12 protein-coding genes are annotated in these 19,788 nt (G+C 64.0%); 11 read left to right on the top strand and 1 reads right to left on the bottom strand.

Annotated features, from left to right (window positions below):
- Positions 1-467: 467 nt before the first annotated feature.
- Positions 468-1,490, bottom strand: coding sequence for a transposase (locus M0R80_24830; protein MCK9462861.1), 1,023 nt, complete (start codon positions 1,488-1,490; stop codon positions 468-470).
- 109 nt (positions 1,491-1,599) lie between these two features.
- Between M0R80_24830 and M0R80_24825 the strand changes: the two genes are divergently transcribed.
- From M0R80_24825 to M0R80_24775, 11 genes are all read left to right on the top strand, one after another.
- On the top strand, positions 1,600-2,991 hold the full coding sequence (locus M0R80_24825; GenBank protein ID MCK9462860.1) for a DUF1566 domain-containing protein: 1,392 nt from the start codon (positions 1,600-1,602) through the stop codon (positions 2,989-2,991).
- 78 nt (positions 2,992-3,069) lie between these two features.
- Positions 3,070-3,999, top strand: a complete 930-nt coding sequence (locus tag M0R80_24820; GenBank protein MCK9462859.1) for a hypothetical protein — start codon at positions 3,070-3,072, stop codon at positions 3,997-3,999.
- A gap of 130 nt (positions 4,000-4,129) precedes the next feature.
- A complete protein-coding gene (locus tag M0R80_24815) occupies positions 4,130-5,260 on the top strand; it encodes a hypothetical protein (GenBank protein MCK9462858.1) in 1,131 nt (376 codons plus the stop codon).
- Between the two features lie 16 nt (positions 5,261-5,276).
- A complete protein-coding gene (locus M0R80_24810) occupies positions 5,277-6,737 on the top strand; it encodes a hypothetical protein (protein MCK9462857.1) in 1,461 nt (486 codons plus the stop codon).
- Positions 6,738-6,882: 145 nt separating this feature from the next.
- Entirely contained in the window at positions 6,883-7,182 is a 300-nt protein-coding gene (locus M0R80_24805; protein MCK9462856.1) for a hypothetical protein, read from the top strand.
- Positions 7,183-7,237: 55 nt separating this feature from the next.
- Positions 7,238-7,843, top strand: coding sequence for a ribbon-helix-helix protein, CopG family (locus tag M0R80_24800; GenBank protein MCK9462855.1), 606 nt, complete (start codon positions 7,238-7,240; stop codon positions 7,841-7,843).
- 108 nt (positions 7,844-7,951) lie between these two features.
- A complete protein-coding gene (locus M0R80_24795) occupies positions 7,952-9,418 on the top strand; it encodes a hypothetical protein (protein ID MCK9462854.1) in 1,467 nt (488 codons plus the stop codon).
- Between the two features lie 189 nt (positions 9,419-9,607).
- Entirely contained in the window at positions 9,608-15,142 is a 5,535-nt protein-coding gene (locus M0R80_24790; protein MCK9462853.1) for a DEAD/DEAH box helicase, read from the top strand.
- Positions 15,142-17,295: an AAA family ATPase gene (locus M0R80_24785; protein MCK9462852.1), complete on the top strand. Its 2,154-nt coding sequence runs from the start codon at positions 15,142-15,144 to the stop codon at positions 17,293-17,295. Before M0R80_24790 ends, M0R80_24785 begins: the two co-directional genes overlap by 1 nt.
- A gap of 2 nt (positions 17,296-17,297) precedes the next feature.
- The gene (locus M0R80_24780) at positions 17,298-19,379 is read left to right on the top strand and encodes an AAA family ATPase (protein MCK9462851.1); all 2,082 of its coding nucleotides are present in this window, start codon (positions 17,298-17,300) and stop codon (positions 19,377-19,379) included.
- Positions 19,376-19,788 (top strand): ATP-dependent helicase (locus M0R80_24775; protein MCK9462850.1); only part of this gene is annotated, 413 nt, incomplete at its 3' end. The genes M0R80_24780 and M0R80_24775, both read left to right, overlap by 4 nt.

Raw genomic sequence — 19,788 nt, 5'->3', positions numbered from 1 at the left:
CCCTTCTATGAAAAAGCCTGTCAAGAGGTAACAGTTCCCCTGACCCACCAGGATCCATGCAGATCCCTGGCAGTGCGCCCGCTGTCACAATCGCGGACTGCTTGGTCCCCAAGGGAGAGCGCCGAGCTCGCGCTGGTGGCCGTCGGTCAGCGCCCTCGTTGGTCGGTATTGCAACTCCGGTCATCTATCGAACGACGCTTCTGGGCTCATCGATTGCCGGCGGTGAACGAGACGCGTTCATCCTTCTATCTGGCTCTCTCCGCTGCCCGGGTTGCCCCGAGAGTTGCCGCTTCAGCGGTGGAGCAGTGCAACATGAGATATACGCGGAGGAGGATTAGCCTTTTTTAAGGATCTCCGGTGCCAGCCGGGATCACAGGGCGGAATAATCTCTCCTCCTCTCCAGGCCCGATGGATGCGTCATCCGGACCGGTGGTGCGGCTACCGGTCGCTCTCAAGCCCGGAGACTCTCACGCTCCGCTATGGCAATCTCGACTTCGCCGTCGCGTCACCTCCATGTGTCTGTCGCTGTACTTCCTGCCAGACTTCCATACACCCAGCACCGTCGCCGCGACCTTTCTGGCGACCGCGCCCCGGGCCGCCCGGTCGTCCTTGCCGGCACTCCTCATGGCGTCGTACTTCCGTCGAAACTCCGTATCCGTCTTGAGCGAGGTCAGAGCCGCCGACTTGAACGCGTACTTGAGCATCACCGGGCCGTGAGCCCGCTTCTTTCCGTACAGCTTGCCGTCGCTGACGCGCTCGTGTTTCGTCAGCCCCGCGTAGGAGTTGAGGTGGTACTTGTCCTGGAACCGGTGCGGCGTCACCATCACGGCGACGATCAGGTTGGCCCGTACCGGGCCGATCCCGGGGATGCTCGTCAGCAGCTTGATCGGCTTGTACTTGCGGGCATTCGCCTCGAACCGCTCCAGGTACCCGCGCCGCTGCTCCTCGAGCAGGCCGAGCTGCTCGAACAACGTGCAGGCCACGTAGCGCCGCACATCGGTGCCGAGCAGATCGAGCATGTCCGTCGAGGTGTAGAAGCTCGGAACGTCGGTCGAGATCGCCACCTGGCGGTACAGCGCCTTGTAGCGGTTCTTGGTCCGGGTGATCTCCTGGATCACGTCACCGTAGCCCGAGACGAGCGTCCGTAGGTGCATCAGGTCGGTGTCATCGTGGAACACCGCCTTCAACCTCCCGACCCGCAGGAGATCCGCGATCTCGCCGGCGTCGATCTCGTCGGTCTTGGGTCCCTCTTTCTCTCGCGGCTGACAGACCACCAGCTCGTCCACCTCTTCCTTGAGGAGCAGGTACAGCCACTGGGACATCACCCCCTCCTCGAAGGTCAGCTTCTTCTCGCCCTTGACCGACCTTACAAAGCCGAGCAGCTCCTTCTCCGTCGAGGCGACCCTCGCCCGTTGAAGAACCCGACCGTTCTTCCCGAGAACAACGAAGGTACTTGTTCGACTGTGTGTGTCCATTCCGATAAACTTCATTTGCAGCGCCTCCTTCCTTGGCTTGTGTTGGGCAAACAACAAGCTATCAGGAGGGGCGCTGCTTTTTCATGGTGCCTTTTTTTGGGGCGGCGACTCTGGGGAGGTCGCCATGCGCAGCCCGCTTTCCATCCTGTTCATCACGGTCATCGTCACCATCGCCGTCATCACCGCCTCCTGCGGCGGCGGGGGCGGCGCCGACTCGACGTGCGATCCCGGCGCCGTCCAGGCGTGCCCCTGTAGCGGCGGCGCCCCGGACGGCACCCAGGTGTGCAACGGGGACGGCTCCGCCTGGGGCGAGTGCGACTGCGGCAGCGCAGACACCGACTCAGACACCGACTCCGATGGGGACACGGATACCGATACCGACACGGATACCGATACGGACTCGGACAGCGACACCGATACCGACCTAGATAGTGATACCGACACGGACACCGACACGGAGTGCGGTTTGGGACCGTTTGAGATAGCGGGCGCGCTGCAAACGAACGTGACGGACATCACGTTCACCGAGGCCGTCGTCGGTATCTACCACAAACAGGACGTGGATTCAGTTGAGGACGGCTGCATCACGCGCATCTACTTGTGGCTACGGACCGATGGAGGATGTGTGCTGTTCCTGAAAGCGGAGAATGAATACTCCGCAGAGGGTGGCCTTCTTGTTCAGGATATGAGTTTCTCAGCTGACTCAGCTTGCCCAGATTTCATTGACGACGTCGAGGGTGTCTACGTTGACGAAGGCGGCATGGTCACCGCCGAGATCGAGCCGGGGGTCGAGAAAGTCCCGTGCGAGAACGCGCCGGAGTGCTGCTTCGACTCCACTCTGACGGTGCGCTTGCAGGGAGTCTTGGAAGAGGAGACAAGCTCGAACGCTCTGACCGTGGGCGAGACGATGATCGTCATAGAAGGGGAGTTCTCATCGAATGGGAGCACCTCTGTCTCTTGTCCCGTTGGGATGTACGCCGAAGCCGACACGGATACGGACGTTGATACGGATACAGACACCGATACCGATTCCGACACCGACGTGGCCTGGTGCGACACAACCAGCCTGTGCTGGCAGAATCCACCGAACGACGGGACGTTCACCTGGCAAGAGGCCGTCGACTACTGCGATGGGTTGTCGTGGGGCGGCCACAGCGACTGGCGCCTACCGAACATCCAAGAGTTGATGTCGCTGGTACGCGGCTGCGTAAATGGCACAGAGACCGGCGACCTGAGCATGAGCGCGTGCGGGGTCACAGACCCTGACTGCCTGGAGGAAGCATGTGTCTGGTCAGGGTGCGCTAGTTGCGACTATCTGGCTGGACCGGACGACGATCCTGCGGGCTGCTACTGGGACCCTGATCTGACAGGGGAGTGTGTCGCTTTCTACTGGTCGTCGTCACCCAATGCCGACGCTGTCGACGAGGCGTGGGGCGTCACCGCCTGCTTCGGCTATCCGAATCTGAAGCAAGAGAGCCTCTCGGTTGCTGCGCGCTGTGTCCGCAACGGGCCGTGAGATCGATGAAGGTTCGAGAGTGATTGCTCGCGAGGTACGGGCGCGACGCTGTTGAGCCGCCCGTCTGAGGAGGGGACGATGCGCACGAAGTACGAGGTGCTTGTTGGTGTGTTCGTCGCGGTCGTCGGCGCGGCGATCGCGACGGGGTGCGGCGAGGAAAGCGGCGCCGACTCGACCTGCGATCCCGGCGCCGTCCAGGCGTGCCCCTGTAGCGGCGGCGTCCCAGACGGCACCCAGGTGTGCAACGGGGACGGCACGGCGTGGGGCGAGTGCGACTGCGGAGGCGGGGACACCGACACCGATGTCGATTCCGACGCGGACACGGACACGGATGGGGACACCGATTCGGATACAGACACCGACTCGGACACGGTGTGCCCGTACGACTGCCTGGGCGCGATCGTCTGTAGCTCCCTGGGCGTGGTCCACGAGGAGTACACCTGCCCGGATTCCGACGACGTGTGCTGCGAGGAAGGTGGGACGGACAGCGATTCCGATTCGGATACGGACACCGGTAGCGACACGGACACGGACACCGACTCGGATACCGACACGGATACGGATACGGATACCGACACAGACACCGACACCGACTCGGATACGGATACAGGGGAGGACCCCTGCACGGAAGTCTGCATCTCGGCTTCCGGATGCGGGATCGTCGGAGGCACCGTAGTCGACGGCGCCTGCTCGTACGGCGTCTGCTGCGACCTTGGCGGAGGCGACACCGACACGGACTGCACGGAATCGTGCATCAGCGCAGTGGCGTGTGGGACCCTCGAAGGCGAGTTGGTCGCGGGCGCGTGCGATCCCGGCGCGGTCTGCTGCAACCTGGTCGAGTACACCTGCCCTTGGACGGATATCGAAGATCCGTGGGGGTACGAGTGCATGGGCTGGGACAGCTGCGCCTTCCACTCCGGGGTCGAATTTGCGGACGAGTACACCTGCCCGCCGTCGGGTGGATCTGGGCAGTTCTGCTGCCACTGCTTGAACTCCTCTGGCTGTTGATCACGGCGGGCGCGATCGCCCGCGCGATGCGGGTGTTGCGAGTACTCGGACCGGACGACACATGGGGGTTTCGTGATTGGTGACTCAGCCCGCTCTTTCAGAATAAAGGGCGCCAACGAGGAGGGGGACGATGGACAGGCCCAAGAACACAAACGTGAAGATGCTCTTCGAGCTGCGGTCCCTCTCGGCCGCGACGACCCGCCTTGCACTGCTCGACTACTTCTTTGGACAGACGGAGCTGGCGGACAAGGTCCGGCAGCGGGGTTTCACGACCGGGAACCTCGGCGACTACCTCAACCAGGCGCGCCGGGAGATCGGGCTGCCCGAGCTGGCGGGACCGGGCCCGGCCCAGACGTACCTCCGCAGCCACGTGGTGGACGAGGACGCAGCGGACGGTATCGACCGGATCTTCGTCGCCGACGCCGAGCGCAAGTCCAAGCGCGGGACACGGCACTTCAAGTCGCAAGTCAAGACCTGGATGGAAGCCTGGCGGTTCCTGTTCGCGCCCTCGCACCGGGAGGTCCGCGATAACGCGAATCATGGACAGCTCTCCACACACCCGGCGCAGATCACCTCTGAGGGCGTGATCGCGTATCGCTTCGTGCCGTCCAGCGTCACGTTGCCCATGCTGGACGTCCACCATGTGCGCGACGTGAACGCGATCCGAAAGCATCTGGACGCGTATGGCGGCTATCGCTTTCCCAAGGGACCGGAGAAATCGAAGGCAGGCGGCCATGACGCCAGCGACATGACCGAAGGGTACTTCACGCGCGTGGCGTTTCCCCAGATCTACATGCTGATCTTCGCGCCCGGGGGCACCGACCCTGCGTCGTCCGTACTCCAAACCTACGTCGGTCAGACAACCGAACCCAACATCCGGCTCCCCCAGCACCAGGCGGGCTACCGGCGCGAGAAGAAGCTGATTCACGATGCCTTCATCGCGTTCCCCGCGCCGCACGAGGGCGATCTCTCCGCCGTCGAAAAGGGGATCGCCGAGAGCATGTGCATCAACTTCTTCAAGGAGATCTCCAACAACGGCAACCGCGTGGAGGGTGGCGACTCCCTGCCAGCGGACATGACGCCCGTGCGCCGGGCCGCAGCGTTTTCGACCGCCTTCTGTGCGGCTGTGCTCCGGATTGTGCGGGAGCAGAAGACCGGCTTCCCGTTCCACGAGGAGATGACCGGGCTCCTCAAGCGCAAGGACGGAGCCCAGACCGTAGTGGAACGGTACCTGAACGGCGGCGAGGTTTCACCCGCCTGAGGAGGGAACGATTGGTATGAAGTACGGGGTGCCTGTTGGTGTGCTTGTCGCGGTCGTCGGCGCGGCGTTCGCGGCAGGGTGCGGCGACGACAGCGGCGCCGAGGCGATCTGCGATCCCGGCGATGTCCAGACGTGCCTATGCGGAGGTGACGCCCCGGGCGGTACCCAGGTGTGCAACGCGGACGGAAGCGCCTGGGGCGAGTGCGACTGCGGGGGCGATAGCGATTCCGACACCGACGTGGACACCGACACCGACACCGACACGGATACCGACACCGATGCCGACACGGATACCGACAGCGATACGGACACGGACACCGATACAGACGTCTGCGGCGACGGACCGTTCGACATAGCGGGCTCGCTGCAAACGAACGTCGCGGACATCACGTTCACCAATGCTGTCATCGGCATTCAGCACAAACAGGACGTAGACCCGATTGAGGACGGGTGCATCACCTCCATCAACTTGTTGTTGTCGACCGGCGGAGGGTGCGAGCTGAGCCTTGTGGCCTCGGACATGTACTCCACGGATGACGGAATGTTCGTTCAGAGCCTGTCCTTCAACGCCGACTCGTTCTGTCCCGATTTCCTGGATGACCACGAGGGTATCTACGTCGACGAGGGCGGCGTCGTGACCGCCGAAATCGAACCTGGGATCACAACGGTTCCGTGCGAAAACGCCGCGGAGTGCTGCTTCGATTCGACGCTGACGGTGCGCCTGCAAGGCGTTCTCGGAGAGTCGACGAGCGCTGACACGCTCACCGTGAGTTCGACGACGATCACGATCGACGGTCAGTTCTTGTCGGCCGGGGACGCGTCGGCTACCTGCCCAGAAGGCTCGGACACGGACACCGACACCGACACCGACACCGACATCGACACGGATACCGATACCGACACAGATGCCGACACAGATACCGATGCCGACACGGACGTCGGTGTAGACGGCGACATCGGCGACCCGTGCACGTGCGACGAGACCGGCTGTTACAACACCGGAGTCCCGCTCCCCAACGGCGGCACCGGGACGATCGACGGATGCGGCGGGGTGCCGGTGTTCACGGGCGCCGACCTCGTCTGCCTCCGGAGCTACGCGGGCAGCATGGCGACCAACACCTACTTCGCGAACGGCTACTGCGGCCTGATGGCGACGCTTTGTGAAGGCGACTCCGTCATTTGCACCACAGCGGAGTTCGGCGACTACGACGTCATGGACGGGTGCCCTGGGGGATACGTGCTGATCGAGTTTTCCCAGGACGTGACCGTGCTCTCGATCTTCAATGCGACGATCACTAACAAGATCTGCGCCAAGACGTGCACTGCGGACGACCAGTGCCGCCCGGACGAGACCGACCCGGTGTGGGACGATGCAGCGACCCAGTACACCTGCGTGGACGACAAGGACCCGGTCCTCTTCTGCTATGATCCACGCGACCTGCCCGCCCCCGCCGACTACACCGCCACACAGTACTGACCTACGGCGTTCCGTGTGTCCGTGATGATGTTCCACCACTGAAAATTCGCGTCGAAACCGCCAGATAGGACTTGATGTTCCCGCCCGCCGACGCATCAGTGTCCACGGTGCCGAACGGCATCGCGAAAACCGCGCGGAGGCAGGCGTGGACAAGGTTATCGGCAGCATCACGACGTACATCGGCGACGAGATCCCGGGGCTCAAAGGCGACCGCGTGCGCATCCGCGCGGTCCTGCGCGGGGCGCTGCGCGCCGACGTGAATGTGGACGCCGACGACCACTACGTGAGCGACGACGCGACGCTCGCGCGGCTCGGCGGGGTGACGGCCGAGGATCGCCTCGATGTCCAGCCCTGGATCGAGGCGGCGGGCCGCTTCAGCTTCGTGTCGGTCGATCCCCGCGCGATCGATCTTGACGCTTTCCGCCACCTCGTCGGGAAGAAGTGACGCAGCAACCCGCTGGCGCGGCATGCCCGCGTCGGCACGATCGGGAGGGATGACGATGAGCCAGACGATGAAGCGGGAGATCACGAGGTTGTCCAAGATGCGGGTCAACGAGTTGCAGGCCCGGTTCGCCGAGGTGACCGGAGAGGTCACGCGCAGCCCCAATAAAACCTACCTCATCAGGCAGATCATCGCGGGCCTGGAGGCGGCCGACGCCGCCGACGTTGCGCCCCCTGCCCCGGCGATCGAGCCCCCGGCCCCCACCGCCGCAGCGCCCGAGGAGGCGGACACGGCGGCACCTGGCGCCGCACCGGCGATCGCGGAGAAGCTCACCCGGCTCGACGTGCCCGCGCTCCAGGCGCGCTACCTCGAAGTGGTCGGGCGCCCCACGGGCAGCACGAACAAGGCGTACCTCATCTGGAAGATCCGCGAGGCGATCAAGGGCCGCATCCCGGTCGGCCCGCGCCGCAACACCCACCGCGAGGGCGTGGAGTTCAAAGTGTTGCCGCTGCGCATGGAGGCCGCCCTGGTGGAGCAGCTCGACGCCGCCCGCAAGCGCCAGGGCCTGCGCTCACGCATGGATCTGATCCGCCGCGCGCTCCAGGCGTTCCTGTCCGCCGCCGGGGAGACCGAGGTCGCGGCGCTCCTTGCGCTGGAGCGCTGATGGAGTCGCCCATCCCCCAGCATCAGTAGCTAGGTTCCCGGGGCGTTCACATCGAACTGCATATGATCGTGTTGACCTGCGCGTCGGCAATCCGCGATCATGTGAGGCATGGCGGCACCACCTAAGCTGACCGGTCTCTTTCTTGGAGCAGGTGCGTCCTACGAAGCAGGGATGCCGCTTGTGGGGGACCTCACCCGCGAACTGAAGCAGTGGCTGACTCCGGACAAACTCCGATCGTTGAATCAATCGTGGCGCTGGCAAGGTGGCAGGCACTCAGACGAGGTGATCGAGGACTTTGCTGCAGTCCTTTCCAGGCCAGACCTCCACTATGAGAGCCTTCTCGGATACCTAGAAACACAATTCAATCGCCAGCATCGCCTGCGGCAGGAATACCACGCCCTGTACTCATGGTTGGTGCAGATGATCTATTTCATCCTCTATTTCCGACACATTAACAACGGCGAATACATCAAGCGGAGCCTGGGATACTTCAACGGATTGTCCGCGTTCGCAGCCCACAACGAACCGCTGTGGGTGTTCTCGTTGAACCACGATCTGATCGTCGAATGCCTGGCAATCACAACTGGCATTCCGCTGAATGCAGGCTTCACAAATGAAATTGTCTCTCTACCCCGAAGGAACAAACGCGGCGAAAAGATCGGAAACCTCCAGGCGGCGGTGCTACCTGGTGAACTTCTTGAACATTCGGCAATGCCCTTCTATCGGAATGGAACGGGGGGAATCAACCTCCTGAAAATTCATGGTGCTCTGGATGTCTTCACGTTCCGGAATGGCTACGACCTTCTGAAGATCTTGCCCACTGCGGAGAGCGTGGATGGAGTGCTCGGTGCACTTCGCTCCGCCAACGAGGAGCTTCTGTATCGGGACCCAATTGCTCCCCATCGGCTCGTAAGGGCAACCAATGAAATTGCTTACGCGGACGAACAGGGAGAGATGCAGTTTCTCCGTCGAACTCTTCTAGCGGGGGCGCACAAGTTTGACTCGCGATGGAGCCAGGTTCTGCCCCTGCGACTGATGGAGCACTTCCGCTCAAACATCAACTACCTAACCACATTGGTCTGCATCGGCTACGGTTTCGGCGATAACCACATTAACCATGTGATGCGCGATTGGCTGGAGTTCAGTGCGGAGCGTCGCCTGGTGATCGTAGGGCCAGATGTCACGATGGTGCCGGTGCATTTTTTACACATCAGCCCGCAAGTTGATCTTATGGCGACCACTGCCACAGAGTACTTGGACTCGGTTGCAGGGATCGCGCGTTCGAAGCATGAGTCCAACGAGAAACGGCTGACAGCCTGGGTCCGCCGTTATGGTGACACTGCCGATGCTGAAGTACAGGCCTTCCACCGTGAGCACATGAGCAGGAAAATCGAGTCGGCGGTGCAATGGCTCAACACACTCCCTGTGCGTGATGGGGACATCGATGTTGACGCTCTTGGAGTATCGCTCGATGATTTCATCCGGGATGGGGTGACGCGGTTCGTCGAGCTTCCTGAAGATTTGCTCGAAGAGTTCCTGAATAGTCGAGATCCACCGAGTCCAGCCCGTCCCTGAACATCGACCTGTTCCTACCCATCACCGTTTTCGGGCGCCATCTTCGTGCGTATCCCGTTGAGCTACCGTACCCGAACGCGGTAGCATGTCGGCACGCGGAAGGATTCGGTGAGGGCGCAAGATCCGCAGCGACGGTGTTGCCGGGCGCCCGCCTGATCCCCGTGGCCCGCAGCAGGTGCGTGCTGTCTCATGACGGCCGACGGTGACTTCGAGAGGGGGCCCATCGTGGACGTTTTCGATCTCCGCAAGCGCGTCATCCAGGAGTACGCCGACTACATCCGCAGTTTCATCGTCATCGGCGACGAGCGGATTGAGCAGCTCGTCGACAGCGAGCTGCGGCGCGGCGCGTTGTGGCCCGAGCCGCTCATCCAGCTGAACCCCGCGTTCGAACCGGGCGAGGGCCTCGAAGATCTGGTCCGGCAGGGAGCCCTGCATCCCGAGTGCCTGAAGATCTTCCGCGACAAGCCCGCCCCCGCCGAGGATCGGGGGCTGCTCCAGCTGCACCGCCACCAGGTCGAAGCCGTCCACGCGGCGCGGTCCGGCGAGAACTACGTGCTGACGACCGGCACCGGCTCGGGCAAGAGCCTGGCGTACATCGTGCCGATCGTGGACCACGTGCTGCGCACCGGCACCGGCAAGGGCATCCAGGCGATCGTGGTGTACCCCATGAACGCGCTCGCGAACTCCCAGCTCGGCGAGCTGACCAAGTTCCTGTGCAACGGCTACCCCGGCGGCAAGTCGCCCGTCACGTTCCAGCGGTACACCGGGCAGGAGAAGGACGAGGAGCGCAACGAGATCATCGCGAGCCCGCCCGACATCCTGCTCACGAACTACGTCATGCTGGAGCTGCTGCTCACCCGGCCCAAGGAGCGCAAGCTTGTGAGCGCGGCGAAGGACCTGCGGTTCCTCGTGCTCGACGAGCTGCACACATACCGAGGGCGGCAGGGCTCGGACGTCGCCATGCTCGTGCGCCGCGTGCGCGACGCCTGCGAGGCGACCAGCCTGCTGCACGTGGGGACGTCTGCCACCCTGGCGAGCGGGGGCACGTGGGAGGAGCAGCGGGCGGCCGTGGCGGATACCGCGAGTCGCCTGTTCGGCGCCGAGGTCAAACCCGAGCGTGTGATCGGGGAGACGTTGCGCCGCGTGACGCCGCTGCGGCGCCACGACGATCCGCAGTTCGTCGCCGACCTCCGCGCCGAAATGTCGCGCTCCGGGAGCATCCCGCCCGAGACCCGGGAGTCGTTCCTGGCGTCGCCGCTCTCCTCCTGGATCGAGTCCACCCTCGGCCTGGCCGAGGAGCCGGGCACGTACCGTCTCGTGCGCTCGACGCCGATGCCGATCACCGGCGCGAACGGCGCAGCGCACAAGCTCGCGGAGCTGACCGGTCTGGACCAGGAGAAGTGCGAACGCGAGATCGGCCGCCACCTCCTCGCCGGGTACGAGCACCGCGACGAGCACGGTCGGCCGATCTTCGCCTTCCGGCTGCACCAGTTCGTCTCCAAGGGCGAATCGGTGTACGCCTCGCTGGAGGCGGAACCGGAACGCCACATCACGCTGCAATCGCAGACCTACGTGCCGGGCAGCGATCGCCACAAGCAGCTGTTCCCGATCGTGTTCTGCCGCGAGTGCGGGCAAGAGTACTACCTGGTCCGGCGCTGCGAGGGCGAGGACCGCACGGTCTACTACCAGCCCCGGACGCTGTCCGATCAGGACGACGAGGGCGGAGAGCCCGGCTTCCTGCATATCGACACGGAAGATCCCTGGCCCGAGGTTGGCGCGTCACTCGACCGCCTCCCGGACAGCTGGCTCGAAGTGGAGAACGGCACGCTGCGCGTCCGGAAGGTCCGGCGCGACAGGCTGCCGCGCGAGGTGTATCTCACCGCGAGCGGGACCGAGGGCAAAGGTGATCTCCGCGCGCACTACATGCGGGCGCCCTTCATCTTCTGCATGAACTGCAAGGTCTCCTACAGCCCGCACCAGCAGGCCGACTTCGGCAAGCTCGCGACGCTCGGCTCCGAGGGCCGCAGCACGGCGACGACGGTGCTCGCCCTGTCGAACATCCGCCGCCTGCGCAACGACCAGACCCTGGAGCCCAAGGCGCGCAAGCTCCTCAGCTTCACGGACAACCGCCAGGACGCCTCGCTCCAGGCCGGGCACTTCAACGACTTTGTGGAGATCGCGCTCCTGCGCTCCGCGCTCCACCGTGCCGTGCGCGACGCCGGGGCCGAGGGTCTCCACCACGATACGTTGACGCGCCGCGTGTTCGAGGCGCTCGACCTGCCACTCTCCCAGTACGCGGCGAACCCGGAAGTTGAATACCTCCAGCTCGAAGAGACGCAGCGCGCGTTCCGGCGGGTGCTCGGCTACTGCCTGTACCTGGACCTGCGTCGCGGGTGGCGCATCACGTCGCCCAACCTGGAGCAGTGCGGGCTCCTCGACATCGACTACCTGTCGCTGGCGGCGCTGTGTGGCGATGAGCCCAAGTGGCGGGAGCGGCACCCTGTTCTCGCAACCGCGACCCCGGACGAGCGCCGGAACGTCTGCAAGGTGTTGCTCGACTTCCTGCGTCGGGAGCTGGCGATCCAGGCCGACGTCCTCGACTCGGCCGACCAGGAGAGCATCCTGCTCCAGTCGAACCAATACCTGATCCCGCCATGGGCGCTCGACGACAACGAGCCGATGCAGACGAGCCGGATCGCGTTCCCGACGTCGGGCAACTCGGAAAAGAAGTGGAACGTCTACGTGTCGCCGCGCGGCGGGTTCGGGCTGTTCCTCAAGCGGCCGGACACGTTCCGCAACGCGAACAGCGCGATGACGAAGACCGAGGATGTGTCGACCATCCTGAGCGACCTGTTCGAGAACCTGCTAAAGGCCGGGCTCGTGCACCGCATCGAGAAGCGCGACCAGGAGGCCGAGGTCGGGTACCAGCTGAAGTCCTCGGGATTGGTGTGGCGTGCGGGCGCGGGCATGTCCGGCTTCCACGATCCGATCCGCGTCCCGAGCCGCCCCGAGGGCGGCCATAGGACGAACCGCTTCTTCGTCGACTTCTACCGGGCGGACATGGCGGACCTGAAGGGGCTCGAAGCGCACGAGCACACGGCGCAGGTGCAGGCGCTGGACCGGGAGGAGCGGGAGGAGAATTTCCGCAAGGGCATCCTGCCGATCCTGTTCTGCTCGCCGACCATGGAGTTGGGCGTCGACATCGCGCAGCTCAACGTCGTGAACATGCGCAACGTGCCGCCGACCCCGGCGAACTACGCCCAGCGCAGCGGCCGGGCCGGGCGGAGCGGGCAGCCCGCGTTCGTGTACACCTACTGCACGGCCGGGAGCCCGCACGATCAGTACTTCTTCAAGCGACCGGGCCGCATGGTCGCGGGCGCCGTTTCCCCACCCAGGCTCGATCTCGCGAACGAGGACCTCCTGCGGGCGCACGTCCACGCGATCTGGCTTGCCGAGTCCGGGTTCGATCTCAAGTCGTCGCTGGCGGACATCCTGGAGGTCGAGGGCGACGATCCGACCCTGGAGGTCCTCCCGAACGTCCGCGCCGCGCTCGACGACACCCGCGCCCGGGAACGCGCTAAAACGCGTGCGGAGCATTGCCTGTACGCGGCCGTGGCCGCCCTCGTCGGCGACGCCAAGGTGGGCGTCTGGATCGGCGATGTGCTCGACCAGTTGCCGCGCTCGTTCGAGACGGCGTGCAACCGGTGGCGGAGCCTGTACCGGGGGGCGCTGGAGCAGTCGAAGCGGCAGTCCAAGATCGCGCGGGACGCCTCCCGGGATACCCGGGACCGGGAGAACGCGAAGCGGCTGCGCGCCGAGGCCGAGGCCCAGCTCAACCTGCTCTTGGAGCGCAACACGAAGACGCTGTCCGACTTCTACTCGTACCGCTACTTCGCGAGCGAGGGGTTCCTCCCGGGGTACAGCTTCCCGAGGCTCCCGCTGTCGGCCTACCTGCCCGGCAAGAAGCGCGGGCGAGGGGACGAGGAGTTCCTGTCGCGGCCGAGGTTCCTCGCGATCTCCGAGTTCGGGCCGCGCGCGTTCGTCTACCACGAGGGGTCGCGATTCGTGATCAACAAGGTGATCCTGCCCGTGGAGAGTGAGGGCGGCATCACGCGGAGCGCAGCCCAGTGCAAGGAGTGCGGCTACGTGCACCCGATCGGGGATGCGCCCGGGCCAGACCTATGCGAACGGTGTGGGCTCAAGCTGCCGCCGCCCATGGTCAACCTGTTCCGCATGCAGAACGTGTCCACGCGGCGCCGGGACCGCATCAGCTCGGACGAGGAGGAGCGGTTCCGCCTGGGGTACGAGATCAAGACCGGCGTGCGGTTCGAGCCGCGCGACGGCGTGCCCTCGGAGCAGACGGCCGAGCTGCGCAGCGCGTCCGGCGACGGGCTGGCCAAGCTGACCTACGGCCATGCGGGGACGATCTGGCGTCTCAACGTCGGGTGGCGGCGCCGGGAGCGCGAGGAGCAGCAGGGCTACGTGCTCGACGTGGAGCGCGGGTACTGGTCGAAGTCCCAGGCGACCGAGGAGGACCCGGACGATCCGCAGTCGGGGCGCACGCTGCGCGTCATCCCGTACGTCGAGGACCGGCGCAACTGCCTCCTGATCGCGCCCGAAGGCAACCTGACGCCGACCGAGATGGCGTCGCTCCAAGCGGCGCTCAAGTCCGCCATCCAGGTGGAGTACGACCTGGAGGACAGCGAGCTGGCCGCCGAGCCGCTGCCGGACGCCAAACAGCGCCGGGCGATCCTGTTCTTCGAGGCGTCCGAGGGCGGCGCAGGCGTGCTCCGGCGCTTCGTCGAGGACCCCCGCGCGCTCCAGGCGGTGGCGCGGCGGGCGCTGGAGATCGCCCACTTCGACCCGGACACGGGCGCCGATCAGGGCTCCGCGCCCGGCTCCCGGGAGCGGTGCGAGGCGGCGTGCTACGACTGCCTGCTTTCCTACTACAACCAGCGCGATCACCGGGTCCTCGACCGCAAGGTGCTGCCGCCGCTCCTCTCGCCGTGGATGGACGGGACGGTCGAGACCTCCCCGTCGGCGCGGCCCAGGGACGAGCACGTCGAGCGCCTGCTGAAGCTGTGCGACTCCGAGCTGGAGCGCAAGTTCGTGCGGCTCCTGGATGCGCGCCATCTGAAGCTCCCGCCGGATGCGCAGGTGCACGTCAAGGAGTGCAACACGCGGGCGGACTTCCTGTATCGGGCGGAGAACGTGGCGATCTTCATCGACGGCCCGCACCACGACGAGGCACACCAGAAGGCCACGGACAAGGAGCAGCAGGCCGCCCTGGAAAACGCCGGGTACCTCATCCTCCGGCTCCGCTACGACGAGAACTGGGACGCCAAGATCCGGGACAACGCGACGCTGTTCGGCACCTCGTATGTGACAGGCGGGAGCGCTCTAGAATATATTGTTGATTCGACCGGTGGATTCGACCCGAGAGACTATGGTGAGGAATGGCGCCCCCTGATGGAAAGCCTCACATCCTCGGACGGCGTGACCGTCGAACCCGGCGAGGAAGTGATGCATGAAGGGCGCGTCGTCGATCTCGATCTGGCGACTGTCCGGAAGGGAAATCGATCGTTGCGTCTGGTCGACGATGCACGTTCTTCCGCGGACGCTGTCACCCACGCCCTTTCTTCAGTCGGCTGTCGTGTGATGCGAGTCCGTCCGAACGAATTGGATCTCACTGCCCGCGTGCTGGCCGCCCTGGGGAGCGAGTAATGAACGACATCACGATCATCCCCCCCTATGACGAACTGGACCATCTTCCGACTCCACTTACCCCCGGAGAACGCAAGACTCTCGAGTTTTTCCGTGAGCATCTTCCCGATGGCTGGGAGTTATACGTACAGCCTCACCTCAACGGCCTGCGTCCTGATTTCGTTCTCCTTCATCCGGACAACGGTATTGCCGTTTACGAGGTCAAGGACTGGGATCTGGACGCGCTCGACTACTTTTTTCAGGGCACGCCTCCAACCCTCCACGGCCGTCGCGACGGGAAGACGTTCTCTCTGGCCAGACAGAATCCGATCGCCAAAGTCATCGCCTACAAGGACGAGGTCCATAAACTCTACTGCCCGTCACTGCCCGTGCGGACCGGTTTCGGAGTGATCACTGCTGGAGTCGTCTTCCCCTTCGCTTCTCGCGAGAAGGCTGATCACCTTTTGGGGACAACGTACAAAACGCACCTCTCTATCCCGCAGAATCCGATGGTCTGCTGGGATGACCTGGATTCAGGCAATATCCTGAAGGCCTTTCCTCTTGTCCACCGCCACAACGAGTACATGAGCCACGACATCGCAGCGGAGCTTCGCCCGTGGCTGGTCGAGCCGGACGTCTCGGTCGAGCAGCGACATCCACTCGAAATGGACAAGAAGCAGATAGCGCTCGCCACCGACCCCGCGCCACAGAAAGGCTACCGACGCATCAAGGGTGCAGCCGGTTCAGGGAAGTCCGTGGTGCTCGCGGCTCGCGCCGCGGAGCTGGCGAAAGAGGGGAAGACGGTTCTCGTCGCGACGTTCAACATCACCCTCCTCAACTACCTGCGAGACCTCGCGGTGCGATGGTGGCGCAGCAAGACGTTTGCGGAACGCATCACGTGGCTGAATTTTCATCAGTGGTGCAAACGCATCACGGCGACGGCTGGGGAGAACGACAAGCAAAAAAGCCTCTGGGAAAACGACGACTATTCGAAAGACGAAATCCTCAACGAGAAAATGGCGGAGCTTGTTTTCGGTCTCTATCAACGAGAGGGTGCGGAGTTACCGCAGTACGACGCCATCCTCGTGGACGAGGGGCAGGACTACCGACTGAGTTGGTGGAAAGCCCTGCGAGCGGCCTGCAAGCCCGGTGGCGAGATGCTCCTGGTGGCTGATCCCACCCAGGACGTCTACGGAACGGCGAGAGCGTGGACGGAGCAGAAAATGATCGGGGCTGGATTCTCTGGTAGGTGGACAACATTGGACACCAGCTATCGGTTGCCACCCGTGCTGATCCCTCTGGTGCGCGATTTCGCCGAGCGTTTCCTTCCTCGCGATGGATTGAGAGCCTTGCCCCAACCGGCACAGACCGAACTGGCACTCTCTAGCACGCATCTGCGCTGGTTCCAGGTGAGGGGCGATCGGGCCGAGGACGCCTGCGTGGCCGAGGTCCTTGCTCTCCCCAGATCAATCGGTGGCAAAACGTTGCCGTGGTCGGACGTCACGTTCCTCACCTCCAGCAGGGCCCTCGGTGCGAGAGTGGTCAACAGGCTCGAAGGACACGGCATCCATGTCCTTCATACCTTCTACGAAGGAGAGGAAGAACGACGGCACAAGCTGGCCTTCTTCAAGGGGTCCGCCAAGGTGAAAGCCACGACCATCCACTCCTTCAAGGGCTGGGAGGGCAGAGCGCTGGTCATCCATTTCGGCGATCTCCTGGATGACAAGATGAAGGCGGCAGCGTATGCGGCGTTGACGCGGCTCAAGCGACACAAAGAAGCCTGTGTGCTCTCCGTAGTGTGCTCGTGGGACGAGGGCGAGGAATACGGAAGAAGCTGGCCGTCATTCCATTCCTGGCGCGGCGATGGTCTCGGGACGACGACCGAGGTGCTAGAGGATTTCAGTGCCGTCTGGAAACCAGTCATGGTCGCTCTCGCGGCCACGGAAGGCGTGACAGTCGATCCTGGTGAGGAGATCATGAACCGCGGGCGCGTCGTCGACCTCGACCTAGCGACCGTCTGCTGGAAAAATCGAAAGCTGCGCCTAGTGGATGATGTTCTTCCTTCTGCCAACGAAGTCGCGAGCACATTGACATCGCAGGGTTGGCGGGTAGTGCGAGTCCGCGCCACTGACCCGGACGTCGTGATGCGCGTCATGGGCGCCTTGGAGGAGTAGTCATGACAGCTTCCGTCATGATCGCACGACAGTTCTATTCAGCGCTGGGACAACTCTCGGCCAACGATCAGGCGCGCGCAAATGTGTTCGTCATGACGTTTGCGGCCAATCCGGCAACTCCCAGCATCAGCCTGGAGCGCCTGACACGGGCGCTTTCCAAGAACGTGTGGAGTGGGCGAGTCTCCCAGGACCTGCGTGTGATCCTCTACAAGGATGGTGAAACGTGGGCTATGGTTTACGTTGATCACCACAAGCCCGCATACGAGTGGGCCGAGCGACATGAGGTCGACCGCCACACAATCACGGGTGCGCTCCACATCATCGAATCGGTAGAGACGGTCCGCAAGGTGGACCGGATCATCGAGGTTCCCGTACACCCGGATGCGCCACCGATTTTCGGAAAACACGACGACGGCTACCTCCTATCTCTAGGTGTGCCCGAGAGTTGGCTGCCGACTCTGCGCCGGGTATGCGACGATGGACAGCTCCTGGTTGTATGCGAGCAGTTGCCCGACGACGTGAGCGAGCGGCTCCTCACCCTGGCTGATGGAGGATTCGTCACCCCCCCTCGCCCTGTTCCACTTGGGCGGCCCGCAATCGAGTCAAGCGATACCCAGCGCCGATTCTTTCTCGTCGAAGACACCGAGGGCCTCGCTGCTGCGCTCGAAGCGCCGATGGAACGTTGGATCGCGTTCCTCCACCCATCGCAGCGGGAAATGGTGGAGCGGGCATTTTCCGGTCCGGCAAAAGTCTCGGGCTCGGCCGGTACCGGCAAGACAGTCGTGGCGATGCACCGCGCAAGACATCTGGCCCGTCGCGGCAACACCGTCCTGCTGACGAGCTTCGTGTCGACCCTCTGCGAGAACATACAGAGCAACATCGCCAGGATCTGCAACGAAGCGGAGCGAGCGAGGATCACGGTCTCGACCGTCCATAAGCAGGCCCTCAGCATCGTCCGGAAGGTCGAGCCACGGGTTCAGCCCGCGTCGGAAGATGACGTCAACGAACTGCTGGGAACCCTTCGCACCCGTCACGCGCCTGCATTTGATGCATCCTTCGTGCGGAGCGAATGGGACAACGTGGTGAGGCTCCAAGGAATTGAGTCGTGGGACGGCTATCGGCAGGCACACAGGACCGGCAGAGGCCGAGGATTGGCAGTCAAGGAACGAAAAGTCCTCTGGCAGGTATTTGGAGAAGTCATTAACGCTCTGGCCAAGCGCCAGATGCGGGACTGGACCGGGCTCTGCATTCGCGCCGAGGAACTCCTCACCGCAGGTTCGGTGACGTCCCCGTTCTCCGCAGTCGTCGTCGACGAAGTTCAGGATCTCCGCTCAGCGGAATTGCGTTTTCTCCAGGCTCTCTGCGCGCGGGAACCCGGCAATCTCATGGTGTGCGGCGACGCTGGGCAACGGATCTATCCTGGTGGGTTCACTCTCAAGGCCCTGGGTATTGATGTTCGTGGCCGGTCAACCGTCCTCCGCATCAACTACCGCACGACGGAGCAGATACGTCGGCTCGCCGACCGAATTGTCGGCGTAGTTGCTGACGACATGGACGGGGGCGAAGAGGCGCGTACTGGAACCAGAAGCCTTCTGCGCGGCCCGGAACCGGCGTTGCGGGGTTACCCCTCTTTCGAAGCCGAGCTCGCCGCCGGGATCACGCAGATCAGGTCGTGGATCGGCGAAGGGCTTCAGCCGGATGCCATAGGCGTGTTTGCCAGAACGGGAAACCGTGCGAAGGCCGCAGGCGAAGAGTTGACCAAGGCAGCCCTCCCCTGGCGCCTGCTGTCCGATAAGGAAGGAAGCGACAGCGGCACTATCAACGTGGGCACAATGCATCGAGCCAAGGGCCTCGAGTTCAAGGCGGTGCTGGTGCTCGATTGCAGTCGGGGAGTCGTTCCCAGCCCCGCCGTTCTCCGCTACGCGGACGATCCACAGGATCGGGAAGCCGCCGAAGCACGGGAAAGAAGGCTGTTGTACGTCGCGATGACCCGGGCCCGGGACGAGCTGATCGTCAGCTGGAACGGCAAGCCCAGCGGGTTCATTGAAGCGATCGCGGTTGCAGACGTGGCGGGTGCTCGATGAGATTCGACGTCGGTTCCCTGGTCCGCGTCCGTGGCCGGGAGTGGGTCGTCCTGCCCGACTCCACCCAGCACGAGGATCTGCTCGTGCTGCGCCCACTCGGCGGTACCGATGATGAGATCGCCGGAATCTACCTGCCGCTGGAGACGCCGGTGTCGGCGGAGTTCCCCTTGCCCGATCCGACGGCCGAGATGGGCAACCATCGCTCGTGCGCGCTCCTGCGCGACGCCGTGCGGCTGGGATTCCGCTCCGGCGCCGGGCCGTTCCGGAGCCTGTCCCGCATCGCCATCGAGCCGAGACCGTACCAGCTCGTGCCCCTGCTCATGGCGCTACGCCAGGACACGATCCGCCTGCTGATCGCCGACGACGTCGGCATCGGCAAGACCGTGGAAGCGTGCCATTCTCGCCCGCT

The organism is Pseudomonadota bacterium (assembly GCA_023229365.1).
Taxonomy (GTDB): Bacteria; Myxococcota_A; Polyangia; order JAAYKL01; family JAAYKL01; genus JALNZK01.
This window is presented reverse-complemented; position numbering and strand designations above follow the sequence as displayed.